At 72.9% G+C, this 13,000-nt stretch carries 10 protein-coding genes; 5 read left to right on the top strand and 5 right to left on the bottom strand.

Annotation, left to right across the window (positions count from 1 at the left end; all coding sequences use genetic code 11):
• Positions 1–7 precede the first annotated feature (7 nt).
• Positions 8–586: a LysR family transcriptional regulator gene (locus tag ETD83_RS32580; protein WP_138649050.1), complete on the bottom strand. Its 579-nt coding sequence runs from the start codon at positions 584–586 to the stop codon at positions 8–10.
• 133 nt (positions 587–719) lie between these two features.
• Here ETD83_RS32580 and ETD83_RS32575 point away from each other — a divergent pair, with 133 nt between their 5' ends.
• The gene (locus ETD83_RS32575) at positions 720–2,384 is read left to right on the top strand and encodes a penicillin-binding transpeptidase domain-containing protein (protein ID WP_138649049.1); all 1,665 of its coding nucleotides are present in this window, start codon (positions 720–722) and stop codon (positions 2,382–2,384) included.
• Between the two features lie 14 nt (positions 2,385–2,398).
• On the opposite strand, the gene bla is transcribed toward ETD83_RS32575, so the two are convergent.
• Both bla and ETD83_RS32565 read right to left on the bottom strand, forming a co-directional pair.
• Positions 2,399–3,364, bottom strand: a complete 966-nt coding sequence (gene bla / locus ETD83_RS32570) for a class A beta-lactamase (protein WP_138649048.1) — start codon at positions 3,362–3,364, stop codon at positions 2,399–2,401.
• A gap of 107 nt (positions 3,365–3,471) precedes the next feature.
• Positions 3,472–4,530, bottom strand: coding sequence for a LacI family DNA-binding transcriptional regulator (locus ETD83_RS32565; protein WP_205718011.1), 1,059 nt, complete (start codon positions 4,528–4,530; stop codon positions 3,472–3,474).
• Between the two features lie 114 nt (positions 4,531–4,644).
• Here ETD83_RS32565 and ETD83_RS32560 point away from each other — a divergent pair, with 114 nt between their 5' ends.
• On the top strand, positions 4,645–5,847 hold the full coding sequence (locus ETD83_RS32560; protein ID WP_138649046.1) for an MFS transporter: 1,203 nt from the start codon (positions 4,645–4,647) through the stop codon (positions 5,845–5,847).
• Positions 5,848–5,868: 21 nt separating this feature from the next.
• Here ETD83_RS32560 and ETD83_RS32555 read toward each other — a convergent pair whose 3' ends face one another.
• Complete coding sequence (locus tag ETD83_RS32555; RefSeq protein WP_138649045.1) at positions 5,869–7,572, bottom strand: dolichyl-phosphate-mannose--protein mannosyltransferase; 1,704 nt, start codon at positions 7,570–7,572, stop codon at positions 5,869–5,871.
• Between the two features lie 228 nt (positions 7,573–7,800).
• Between ETD83_RS32555 and rsmI the strand changes: the two genes are divergently transcribed.
• Entirely contained in the window at positions 7,801–8,640 is an 840-nt protein-coding gene (gene rsmI, locus ETD83_RS32550; RefSeq protein WP_230421341.1) for a 16S rRNA (cytidine(1402)-2'-O)-methyltransferase, read from the top strand.
• Positions 8,641–8,774: 134 nt separating this feature from the next.
• A complete protein-coding gene (locus ETD83_RS32545; RefSeq protein WP_138649043.1) occupies positions 8,775–9,077 on the top strand; it encodes a hypothetical protein in 303 nt (100 codons plus the stop codon).
• Between the two features lie 33 nt (positions 9,078–9,110).
• Here the strand turns inward: ETD83_RS32545 and ETD83_RS32540 are convergent, their stop codons facing one another.
• A complete protein-coding gene (locus ETD83_RS32540) occupies positions 9,111–10,871 on the bottom strand; it encodes a glycosyltransferase family protein (RefSeq protein WP_230421340.1) in 1,761 nt (586 codons plus the stop codon).
• Between the two features lie 431 nt (positions 10,872–11,302).
• Here ETD83_RS32540 and ETD83_RS32535 point away from each other — a divergent pair, with 431 nt between their 5' ends.
• Entirely contained in the window at positions 11,303–12,682 is a 1,380-nt protein-coding gene (locus tag ETD83_RS32535) for a glycosyltransferase family 2 protein (protein WP_230421339.1), read from the top strand.
• Positions 12,683–13,000: the final 318 nt, after the last annotated feature.

Here is a 13,000-nt window from a genome sequence, read left to right as displayed (position 1 = left end):
ACACCGTCTAATTCGTCGGCAGCGTCAGATGTGCATAAGAGACAGAGGTGGCGGTGGGGAGGGAGAAGGCGGTGGGGAGCAGGACGCCGAGGGGCTGGGCGAGCATCGGGCCGAGCTCCAGCTCGCGGGAGTCGCAGGGGTGCCGGACGACGCCGGCGTCCAGCGCGCCGTCGGCGAGCGCGCGGACCTGCTCGGCCGTGCCCGTCTCCCGCAGGTCGAGCCGCAGGTCGGGGCGGCGGTCGCGGAACGCCGCGATGAGCGCGGCGACGATCGTCCCGCCGAGGTCGCTCGGCACGCCTGCCCGCACCGTGCCGGCCTCGCCGCGCCTGGCCCGCTCGGCGACGGAGTAGATGCGCTCCACGCGGGTGAGGATGTCACGGGCCTCGTCCAGCAGGAGCCTGCCGGGCGCGGTGAGCTCCACCCGCCGGCTCGACCGGTCGAACAACCGGACGCCGAGCTCCCGCTCCAGCCGCTGGATCCGCTGGCTGAGCGGCGGCTGCGCCATGCCGAGGCGTTCCGCCGCGTGCCCGAAGTGCAGCTCTTCCGCGACGATGACGAAGCACCGCAGGTGGCCGACGAGGTTCACGACCAGCGATCATATCAATTCGGATATATCTGCAACATAGATATCATTCTTGGACATTTCGGCGTTGGGCTGCTGTTCTTGTGCCTCCGTTCGAGGAGCTGTGCCTCCGTTCGAGGAGGAAGGGAGATCGATGATGGACCGATCCCGGGGGGTCACGCCGCGGGTGTGGATCGTCGCCGCGATTGTGACGGCGGTCGCGCTCGCGGGTGCGGGAACGGTGTGGTTCCTGAACCGGGGAGACGACCCCAGGGACACCGCCGAGCGCTACCTGGCGGCCTGGACGAGCCGAGACTACGCGGCGATGAAGGCGCTGACAGAAGGCCCGCCCGCCGACTTCGAGCAGCGCCTCACGCGGATGTACGACGACCTCGGAGCCACCGCCCAGCGGTTCACCGTCGCGTCCGTGGGCCGCGCCGACGGCGGGAAGGCGGGCGCGTCCTACGGCGCCGAGCTGCTCCTCGCCGGCACCCGGACGTGGACCTACGAGGCGCCGCTGCCACTGGTCGAGCGGGACGGCGAATGGCGCGTCCGGTGGTCGCCGCAGCTCCTCTACCCGGAGCTCAAGGAGGGCCAGCGGCTGAACGCCGGCCGCGCCTGGCCGGACCGCGTCGCGGTCCTCGCCGCCGACGGCAGCGTGCTGAGCGAGTCTCAGTCCGGGTCCGCGCGGCAGCTCGCCGGGCCGGTCGGGCCCGCGTCCGCCGAGGCCGCGAAGAAGCTCCGCGCGCCCTACCGCACGGGCGACCCCGTCGGCCTGGACGGGATCCAGAAGCAGTACGAGCGGCGCCTCGCCGGCACGCCCGGGCTCGCCGTGCAGATCGTCGACACGGACGGCACCCCGGTCAAGACGCTGAAGCGGTTCGACAGCTCGCCGGGCGACCCGCTGAAGACGACCATCGACCCGGAGGTGCAGGCAGCCGCGGGCAAGGCCCTGACGGGGGCGAAGAAGCCCGCCGCCATGGTCGCGCTGCGCCCGTCCACCGGGGAGATCCTCGCCGTGGCGAACAAGCCCGGCGGCTACGACCGGGCGCTGATGGGCCAGTACCCGCCCGGATCGACGTTCAAGGTCGTCACGGCCGCCGCGCTCGTCGCGGGCGGCGTCGGCGCGGCCACGAACGTCGCGTGCCCCGCCACCACCACGGTCGGCGGCCGCTCGTTCCACAACTACAAGCACGAGGACTTCGGGACGGTCCCGTTCCGCGAGGCGTTCGCGCACTCGTGCAACACCACGTTCGCGCGCCTCGCCGTGGACAAGCTGGGCGAGAAGCGGCTCACCGAGGTCGCGTCCCAGTTCGGGTTCAACGCGCCGATCATCGCGGGGGTCCCGGCCGTCCGCGCCGCGTTCCCCGCCAACAGGGACGACACCGCGTTCGCCGCCGCGTCCTTCGGCCAGGGCCGGGTGCTGACGAGCCCGCTCAACATGGCCGCCGTCGCCGCCGCCGCGGCCGACGGCACCTGGCGGTCGCCGCGCCTCGTCGCCGCCGCCGACGCCGCGCGGGCCGCGGACGCGAACGGGCGCAAGCCCGTGCCGCCGAAGCGGCTCGAACCCGCCGTGAAGAGGGCGCTCCAGACGATCATGCCCGCCGTCGTCAGCGAGGGGACGGCGTCCGGCGTCGCGTTCCCGTCCGGCACGGCGGGCAAGACCGGGACCGCCGAGTTCGGCGAGGGCGCGAACCCGCCGACCCACGCCTGGTTCATCGGCTACCGGAAGGACATCGCCTTCGCCGTCATCGTCGAGGACGGCGGTACCGGCGCCGAGGCGGCCGCCCCCATCGCGGCGGACTTCCTCAAGGGGCTGTGAGGAGGCCGCCGTGCTCAGCTCAGGGCCTGGGCGAGGACGCGAGCGGTCTCCGCGATGGCCCGCTCGTCGGCGGCGGCGCCCGCGTCCGGCCTGGTCGTCAGGATCGCGATGACCAGCGGGGCGCGGGACGGCGGCCAGACGATCGCGATGTCGTTGGCGCTGCCGTAGGTGCCGCCGGTGCCGGTCTTGTCACCGGCGGCCCAGCCCTCGGGCAGCCCGGCGCGGATGCGCCTGCCGCCCGTGACGGTGGCCTTCATCCAGGCGTTGAGCCGGTCGCGGTCGGCGGGCGCGAGGGCGTCGCCCGCCGTGAGGGCCCGCAGGCTCCCCGCCCAGGCGCGCGGCGCGGTCGTGTCGCGCTTCTCGCCGGGCCTCCAGTCGTTGAGGCCGGGCTCGACGCGGTCGCTCCGGGTGACGGTGTCGCCGAGCGAACGGACGAAGGCGGTGAGGCCGGCGGGCCCGCCGATCTCCTTCAGCACCAGATTTCCGGCGGTGTTGTCGCTGTGGGTGATCGTCGCGTGGCAAAGGCCGGCGACGGTCATGCCGGTGCCCACGTGCTTTTCGGTGACGGGGGAGAAGGCCGCCAGGTCGCTCTTCTTGTAGCGGATGACCCGGTCCATCAATCCCGGATCGGAATTGCGCGCCTTCCGCAGGACCGCGCCGCACGCGACCGCCTTGAAGGTGGAGGCGAATGGGAACGCCTCGTCCGCCCGGTGCGCGACGAAACGGCCCGTGCCGGTGTCGACGGCATAGGCGCCGATTCGCGTGCCGCGGGCCTGCTCGAGCCGGCGGAGCTTCGCCGTGACCTCGGCCTGGGACGGCGCGGGCTGCGCGGAAGGCGGGCTCGTCGCCGCGCCGCTCGTGGGGGCGGAACTGCTCCTAGGCGCGGCCTCGGAATCGCAGCCGGTGACCGCGGCGAAGGCCGAAATAGCGAGGACGGCGGCGCCGAGCGGCGTCCGGAACCGGGGAGCGCGAGTCTTCATGGGGGAGAGCAGAGCAGAGCCGCCACCGTCATGTCCAATATGGATATCGGACGGACATCGATATCCCTCTCGATATGAATATCCCCTGAACAGGGGAGACATTCACGTCACGCCCGAGGGGCCGCCGTGGAGCCGCGGACTATCAGCTCCCCCGGCAGGACGCGGGGCGCGGGACGGCGCCCGGCCAGAAGGTCGAGCAGCGCCGTCATGCCCTGCGCGCCCAGTTCCTCCGCGGGCAGCCGGACGGTCGTCAGCTCCGGCTCCAGCGCGGTGGCGAGCAGGACGTCGTCGAACCCGGTGATCGACAGGTCCGCGGGGACGTCCAGGCCGCGCGCCCGCGCCGCCTTGTAGGCGCCCGCGGCGATCAGGTCGTCGTCGCAGATCAGGGCGGTCGGCGGGTCGGCACGGTCCAGCAGCCGCGCGGCGGCGTCCTTGGCCGACCCGACGTCGATCGCGCACGTCGCGCGGAGCAGGGCCGCCCCGGGCAGCGGCGCGAGGCCGGCGGCGAGGGCATCGGCACGGGCGCGGAAGGTCCACTGGTCGACGCCGGCGGCCACATGCCCGATGCGGCGGTGGCCGAGCGCGGCGAGGTGCGCGACGATGTCCCGCATCCCGTCCGCGACGCCGAAGTCGACCGTGGGGACGCACGTCACCGAGAACGGGCCGGACGGGGCCGCCGGGCCGCTGTCGAGCATCACGGCGGGCGTCTGCCGGAACTCGCCGAGCGCCTCGACGGCCAGCGAGGACGCGAGCACGCCGTCGATCGCCTCGTCCGGCACGGCGAACGGGCTGTCGGCGAACGGGCCCTCGGCCCCCCGCTCCGCCGCGCGCTCCGGGGCGGTCGTGCCGTCCGACCAGGTGGAGACGACGACGCCGAAGCCGTGCCGGGACGCGACCCGCGCCGCGCCGGTGTAGACGGGCCCGAAGAACGGCGCGGTCAGGGTCGGGACCATCAGCAGGACGGTCCGGGTCGTGCCGAGCCGCAGGTTCCTCGCCGCCAGGTTCGGCCGGTAGCCGAGCCGCCGGGCCGCGCTGCGCACGCTTCGCGCGGTGGCGGGGGACACGCGGCCCGTCCACTTGCCGCCCAGCACGAGCGAGACCGTGGACTGCGAGACTCCGGCCTCCTGAGCCACGTCCTTGCTGGTGGGACGGCTGACTGCCGGCACCTTGCGCCTCCCCTGGCGGATCATGGACGAATTCAGACTAGCGCCGGACATTCCGGAAGTGGTACGTATGACCGGGCGAGTAATACGTATGACGGGGATCAATACGGGGGAATCATGCGGGGTTATGTCCTCTTCCTGCGACGGCCGTACGCGGGGAGGCTGCTCGGCGCGACCCTCCTCGGCCGGCTCCCCAACGGGATGGGGATGCTCGCCGTCGTGCTCCACGTCCGGGACGACGACGGCAGCTACCCCCTCGCCGGGACGCTCGCCGCGATCCTCGGCCTGGCGATGGCCGCCGGGCAGCCCGTCCTCGGCCGCGCGATGGACCGGTTCGGGCAGCCCCGCGTCCTGCTCCCGGCCGCCTGCGCGTCCGCCGCGGGCTTCGGCCTCCTTGCCGGCATCGGAGCCGGCCCCCTGCCCGCCGCCGTCACCGCCGTGGTCGTCGCGGGGTTCGCCACACCGCCGCTGGAGGCCGGGCTGCGCGCCCTCTGGCCGGACGTCCTGGACGGCCCCGAGCAGGTCGACGCCGCGTACGCGCTGGACGCCGCCGCCCAAGAGCTGCTCTTCACCCTCGGGCCGCTGCTCGTCGTCGCCGCGGCCGTCGTGAACACCGAGACCGCGCTGCTGCTCACCGGCGCGCTCGGCATCGCCGGGACGCTGATCGTCGCGCTGTCCGGGCCGTCGCGCCGCTGGACGGGCGAGCCGCGCGCCTCCGACTGGGCCGGGCCGCTGCGGTCGCCCGGCCTGCGGATCCTGCTGCTGTCCCTGGCCTGCGCGGGGATCGCGCTCGGCGTGTACGCGGTCGCCGTCGTCGCCTACGCCGAACGGCAGGGCAGCGACATCGCGTCCGGGCTGCTGCTGGCGTGCATGGCGGGCGGCGCGCTCACCGGCGGGATCGTCTACGGCGCCCGGCGGTGGGCGGGCGCACCGCACCGGCGGCTGCGGTGGCTGCTGGCCGCGCTCGCCGTCTGGTACGTCCCGCTCGTCCTCGCCCCGGGGCTGGTGGCCATGTCGGTCCTCGCGTTCGCGTCCGGGGTCTTCCTGGCGCCGGTGCTGGCGTGCAGCTTCACGCTCGTCGACCGGCTCGCGCCGAGCGGGACCGTCACCGAGGCGTTCGCGTGGGTCGTCGCGGCGGTCGGCGCGGGCAGTTCGGCGGGCTCGTTCGCCGCCGGGCTCGGGCAGGACCTCGCGGGCGTCCCCGGCGCGTTCGCCGGGGCCGGGGCGGGCGGCGTCCTCGCCCTGGCCTGCTGCCTGCTCGGCGGCAGGACGCTCCGCCCGCACGCCGCCCCGGTCGTCGCCGCCAAGGCCCCCGCCTGACCGGCGCGCGGACCCGCGCGGTCAGACCCAGGAGCCGAACCAGATCCGCTCGTGCCAGTCGTCGTACGGGATCGTCTGGGCCGACAGGATCGGGTGGAAGTACGCGAAGTTCGCCAGCACCACCAGCAGGAACGCGCCCGCCGCGGCCGCGCCGACCAGCCGCCGCATCCCCGCGCCCGGCGGGGGAGGCCCCGGATGAACGGCCGTGTGCGCGCCGCCGAGCCCGTAGCCGGGAAGGGTGGACGCGTCCTCGGGCGTGTCGTCGTAGTGCGCGCTCTCGCCGGGACGGGCGGCGTGCGCGCCCGCGAACGAGGCCGTCGCGGGCCCCATCAGGTACCCCAGCACGAGGACGACCGCCAGCACCATGAACGGGATCAGCGGCGTCGCGTAGAACAGGAACATCGTCCGCTCGGCGAACGCGGACGGGAACCAGGTCAGCCAGCCGGCGAGGAAGCCGACCAGGATCGCCCCGGCCCGCCAGTCCCGCAGCATGACCCAGATGAGCGCGACCGCGATCAGCGCCGCGAGCGCGCCCCACCACAGCGCGGGCGTGCCGATCCCGAGGATCTCGCGGGAGCAGCGCGCCGCGCCGCCGCAGGCGTTCTTGGGCTCGGTGTAGAAGAACGCGACCGGGCGCCGCAGGACGGGCCAGTCCCACGGCCACGACTGGTACGGATGCTTGTCGTCCAGCCCGGTGTGGAAGTCGAGGATCTGCTTGTGGTGGCGCCAAAGGTCCGGCATCGCCTCGAACGGCCGCCACAGCACATGGCCGGACGCCTCACCGCGTCCCCACGCGCCCGGCTTGAAGATCCAGCCCCACCACGTCGCCAGGTAGGCCAGCAGCCCGGCCACGACGATCTGCACGAACGCCGGGCCCGCCTCCAGCAGCACCGTCCCGGTGAACGGCGCCCGGACTCCGGCCGCGCGGCGGGCGCCGTAGTCCCACAGGACGACCATCAGCCCGAACGCGGCGACATAGAAGACGCCCGTCCACTTGGTGGCGCAGGCGAGCCCGAGGCAGATTCCCCCGCCCCACCGCCAGCCGTGCGCGAGGAACGGCCCGTAGATGGACGCGTCCCCCCGCTCGATCTTCTCGGCGAGCGCGCGGCGGGAGCGGTCGCGGTCGTTCACCAGGCAGGCGAACCCGGCGAGGACCCAGAACATCACGAAGATGTCCAGCAGCGCGGCGCGGCTGGTCACGAACGCGAGGCCGTCCACCGCGAGCAGCAGCCCGGCGGCGCAGCCGAGCATCGTCGACCCCGTCATCCGGCGCGCGACCCGGCACAGGATCAGGACCGACAGCGTCCCGGCGAGGGCGGGCATGAACCGCCACCCGAACGGCGTCGCGCCGAACATCCACTCGCCGATCGCGATCATCCACTTGCCGAACGGCGGATGCGCCACGAAAGAGGGGCCGTCCGTCCAGATGTTCGCGTGCTGATCGGCGATCAGCAGCTTGTCGGCGTCCTTGACGGTGTTGTGCTCCCAGCCGAACTTCAGCAGGGCCAGCGCGTCCTTGGCGTAGTACGTCTCGTCGAAGACCACCGACTTCGGCGTCCCCAGCCCGTCGAACCGCAGATAGCCGGCGAACAGCGTCACCAGGATCGGCCCCAGCCACGACAGCAGCGGGTTACCGGGGATCGCGGGCGCGAGCCACTCCCGGAGCGGGGGCGGCCTCCGCCGTGACCCGATGGCCGGCGCGTGCACGAGATCCGTCGTCGCCATCCCGCGAGTTTATTTGCATTTCCCTCCTCCTTCGGGCCCGAGGGGCCCTCCATCGTCTGGAAACGCGTGCGATCGCCGCATCGCTTCGTGTCGCCTGGCGGCTCGCCGCGCGATCAGGTTTCTCGCAGGCTCGAAACCTGCCTTCGGTCGCGATCGCGGCGGTCAGGGCCGGTGCGTGGCCGGGCCGGTGGCTGCGGTCGCCGTCGGCCTGGGAGGATGGCCTGCGTGATGGGGACTCTGGTGCTCGCGGCGGCGCCGATCGGGCGGCCGGAGGACGCGTCGGCGCGGCTGCGGACCGCGCTGGCGGACGCGCCGGTGATCGCGGCCGAGGACACGCGGCGGTTGCGGCGGCTCGCGGGCGACCTCGGCGTGCCGCTCACCGCGCGGATCGTGTCGTACCACGACCAGAACGAGAAGGCGCGGGCCGACGAGCTGATGGCCGAGCTGCTGGCCGGACGGGACGTCCTCGTCATCACCGACGCGGGCATGCCCGGCGTGTCCGACCCCGGGTACCGGCTCGTCCGCGCGGCGGTCGCCGAGGGCGTGCCGGTCTCGGTGCTGCCCGGCCCGTCCGCCGTCACCACCGCGCTGGTGGTGTCCGGGCTGCCCACCGACCGGTTCTGCTTCGAGGGGTTCCCGCCGCGCAAGCCGGGGGAGCGGGCCCGGCGGCTGGACGCGCTCGCGGACGAGCCCCGCACGATGGTGTTCTTCGAGTCCCCGCGCCGCCTTCCGGCCACCCTCACCGCGATGGCGGACGCGTTCGGCGCGGACCGTCCGGCCGCCGTCTGCCGGGAGCTGACCAAGACCTACGAGGAGATCCGCCGGGGGACGCTCGGCGAGCTGGCCGCGTGGGCGCAGGGCGGCGTGCTCGGCGAGATCACGCTGGTGGTCGGCGGGGCGCCCGAGCCGGAGGGGCTGTCCGACCCGGCGGAGCTGGCGGCCGCCGTCGCCGCGCGCGAGGACGCCGGGACGCCCCGCAAGCAGGCCATCGCGGAGATCGCCAAGGAGAACGGCGCCCCCAAGCGCGTGGTCTACGACGCCGTCGTCCAGGCCAGGAAGGCGCCGTAGGCCCAGGTCGGGACGCGGCCAGGGGAACTCGGGCGGTGCGGACGGTTCTTTCGGGGAATGACCTGGGACGGTGGCACGCGGCGGGGGCGCACTATGGAGTTGGTGGCGTCGCCACGGATGCGGAGGTGAGAGCCGTGCGGGACGCATGGTCGAGCCACGAGTCCTGGGTCTTCGAGTGCTTGAACTGCGCGACGACCTGGGACGAGGAGCTGGAGGTCCGCCATTACGGCGACGGGCACGGGAACGAGGCCGTCATCTACGAGCGCGGCGGCCAGCCCTGCCCGACGCCCTGGGTGGACCGTTCCTGCCCGAACTGCCAGAGCCAGAACGTCAAGGCGCTGTCCGCGGTGAAGGGCAGGCACGGCGAGGTGCCGCAGGCGCGCACCGGCAGCGACGTGGCGATGGTGTTCCACCTTCGCCGCGTGCACGCCTGGTGAAGCGGAGCCGGTGAGTTAGGGCTGGGAGATGTCTCAGGCCACTGGGGTCTTGGGGGCGTCCGGGGGTGCCGCCTTGTCCGGGTCGCGCAGGGTCTTGGGCAGGGCACGGAGGCGGAGCGTCCAGGCGACGGCCGTCGTGCGGGCCTCGGGCCTGAACGCGGCCCCGGCCGCGAGCGCCGCCAGGGGGATGGCGGGCAGCACGTACCGGTAGTCGAACTCCGCGGTCGCCGCCGGCGCCAGCAGCAGGCCGGTCGCGAGCGTCCACGGCAGGAGCGCCTCGCCGCCGAACCGCCGCCACAGCGGGACGAGCCCGGCCAGGCCGGTGAGCAGGATGAGGCCGATCATCGTCCCGCGCAGGTAGAAGACGTCCTGGTAGCCGCGGGCGGCCCCGGCGAACGGTTCGACGACCTGGGTGCGGGCCTCGCCGCGCTCGTAGGCCCTGGCCTCGGCGGACGCGATCCCACCGCCGGGCATGTGCCACTCGGGGAGCGGCCTGCTCTTGTTCTCGAACTCGTACTGCGTGTACGTCGCCGGGTCGGGGAACACCGTCCGCTCCCAGCGGAACACCCGGAAGAAGTCGTGCGCGACGACCTGGAGGTAGTCGAGCGGCTGCGCGAGGATCGCGCGCTTGGCGAAGTCGTTGCCGAGCGCGTTGTTCTCCGGGCTGAACCGCGTGCCGGTGTAGCGGTTGAGCGGCGACTGGGCGTTCCAGATGCCGTCCTGCGAGTTCGGCAGCCGGTTCGCGGGCTCGGTGCACAGCGGGTACTCGCTGACCGGCAGGTCCTTCATCTGGTGGCAGTCGGCGAACTTGTAGACCCGCGCGTACAGGAAGATCCCGTTGCTCTCGGTGATCGCGAACTTGTCGCTGTCGGCCTTGTACCAGCCCATGTAGGCCAGCACGGGCAGCATGCAGGCCGCGAGCGTGGCCGCCATGATCTTCCAGCCGCTGCGCCGGATCAGCATGTACACAAGGACGCCGAGCAGCACCGGCATGCCGACCGACCGGGTCAGCCAGGCCAGCCCCACGATCAGCCCGACCGCGGCGGCGATCTTCCAGGACGGGCGGTCGCGCCACAGCAGCAGCGTGACCGCGCTCATCACCAGGAACGTGAACATCGTGTCCGACAGGACGAGGTGCTCGAGCTGGAGCTGGTAGGCGTCCAGCAGCACGGGCGCGGCGGCGAGCGCGGCGCCCCAGCCGGGCAGCCGGAACCTCCGCCGCAGCAGCGCGTAGATCATCACGCCCATGGCCAGGCCCATGAGGTGCTGGACGGCGGCGACGAGCACGAAGCTGTGGAACGGCTTGAGGACGAGCAGCAGGAACGCGTAGCCGTCCGGCCGCAGCGGATGCGGGTAGGGGTCGGTCGCGACGTGCAGGTAGTCGAAGCTGTCGTTGAAGAACATCACCGGCTGGTAGCCGAGCATCGCGATCAACCGGAGCAGCGCCGCTGTGGCAATGATCACACTGAAGGCGGGGTGCCGCCGGGCGAGCTCCCAGAGGCCGCGGCCGCGCCGCCCGCGCCGGGAGTCCGCGGAGGCGTCCTCCGGTGCGCCGGGCGCGTCGCCGGTCGCGTCGCCGGACTCCTTCTCGCCCTTGAGCGCCCCGTCCTTCGCGGCCCTGGCCGTCGTCAGGTCCTCGTCCGGGACCGGGACGGTCGTCGTCCCGCCGGGCGTGTCGCCCGCCTCCTCGGCCGCCCCGTCGGCCGTGGCCACGGCCGTCCCACCCGTGCCGCCCGGCGCCGCGTTCCCGCGCCCCGCGCCGACCGTGGTGCCCCGCGGCGATTCGCCCGCCACTGCCGCACCTCCCCTTCGGTGTCCGGCCCCCTGTCCGGCGGCACTGCGTTGTTCGCGGACACTGCGTTGTTGGACACTGCGTTGTTGATCGCCGACACTGCGTTGTTGTCCGCCGACCCTGCGTTCTCCGGCGCGCGTCACAGCCGACCCACCCCTTCCGGGCCGGTGTGCCCGTATGCTTGACGTCCTAGCCTGCCGCCCGCGAACGTGGCGGTGATGTTTTTTGGGTTGCGATAGGGCAACACGATACGGGTGCTCTTGACGAGAGCGGCCATCAATACCCGTCTCCGGCAGGCATCATGAACCACTGGATTCATGAACGACGACGGGCCGCCGCGCGGAACAACTGAGATTAGTGGATCGTCCCGCCGGCGGTCATCAGGGGAAACGCCATCAGGGAAAACGTCACCAGGGGTAACGAAGGAGATCGCGTGGAACTCTCCGTAGTGATGCCGTGTCTGAACGAGGCCGAGACGGTCGAGACGTGCGTCCGCAAGACGATCGGCTTCTTCGACGACAACGGCATCGACGGCGAGGTGGTCATCGCCGACAACGGCAGCACCGACGGCAGCCAGCAGCTCGCCAGGGACGCGGGGGCGCGTGTCGTGCCGGTCATCGACAAGGGGTACGGCAACGCCCTGATGGGCGGGATCCGCGCCGCGCGCGGCCGGTACGTCGCGATGGGCGACGCCGACGACTCCTACGACTTCACCACCCTCGGCCCGTTCCTGGACGAGCTGCGCGACGGCGCCGACCTCGTCATGGGCAACCGGTTCAAGGGCGGCATCGCGGACGGCGCCATGCCGCCGCTGCACCGCTACCTCGGCAACCCTGTGCTCAGCTTCGTCGGCCGGCTGTTCTTCGGCAGCAAGATCGGTGACTTCCACTGCGGGCTGCGGGCCTTCGACAAGGACGCGATCCTGCGGCTCGGCCTGCAGACCGGCGGCATGGAGTTCGCCAGCGAGATGGTCGTCAAGGCGACCCTGCAGGGCTACGACATCCGCGAGGTGCCGACGACGCTGTCGCCGGACGGGCGGACCCGCGCCCCGCACCTGAACACCTGGCGCGACGGATGGCGTCATCTCCGCTTCCTCATGCTCTACAGCCCTCGCTGGCTGTTCCTTATCCCCGGTCTCGTCTTCATGACGCTCGGGCTGCTCGCCGGGATCGCACTGTCGACCGGTCCGGTCACGGTCGGGGAGATCGCGTTCGACGTCGACACCCTGGTCGGCGCCGGCGCCGCGCTGGTGATCGGCTTCCAGGCGGTGCTGTTCGCGCTGCTCACGAAGGTCTACGCGATGCAGGAGGGATTCCTGCCGCACGACCAGCGGGTCCAGAAGATCATCGACTGGTGGAGCCTGGAGCGCGGGCTGCTGCTCGGCGGGCTGCTCGCCGTCGCCGGTCTCGGCGGTCTCGTCGCGTCGCTGCTGCACTGGCGGGTCAACAGCTTCGGCGAGCTCGACCCGCGCGAGTCGCTGCGCATCGTCGTCCCCGCCGCCACCGCGCTCGTGATGAGCCTCCAGGCGATCTTCGCCTCGCTGTTCGTCAGCATCCTCGGCATCCGCCGCCGCCAGCACCCGCCGGTCGTCGACCCGGCCGAGGAGGCCGCCGGAGTCGTGGACGCCGCGGCCCGCCGGGTCGCGAAGGACGAGCCCGCCAAGGTCTCCGCCGGGAGGGCGGCCGGAACCGCCCGGACCACCGGAAACGCCGGGAAGGCCGGAAACGCCGGGAAGGCCGCCGCCAGGAAGTCGGGTGCGACAAAGGCGTCGAAGAGCGACGTAAGCGACGATGACGGAGCGTCCGGGAAATAGCAGGACCATCCGTGCCGTCCCGCCCGCGAACCCGCCACGCGATGATTGTCAACATCTGAAAAACATGCGGGACAGAACGTCGGGAAAGCCGAGAACCCGCTGTGCGTTTCCGCGCCTGGAATCGGTGCGCGTGCGGGGTTGTGACAGGCTTGACCGGCGATGGATCACCGTTCTCTGACAGCCCGGCGCCGGGGGGCCGTACGTCGATGAGCACGCCAACGCCGGCGGGCGCCGGGACAGCGCCACCGGCCCCGCCGGCCGCCCCGCCGGCGGCCCGGCCGGCCGTCAGCGCACGTCCCCCGGTCGCCCCGCCGGACC

The sequence above is a fragment of the Actinomadura soli genome (assembly GCF_005889715.1).
Classification (GTDB): Bacteria; Actinomycetota; Actinomycetes; order Streptosporangiales; family Streptosporangiaceae; genus Spirillospora; species Spirillospora soli.
This window is presented reverse-complemented; position numbering and strand designations above follow the sequence as displayed.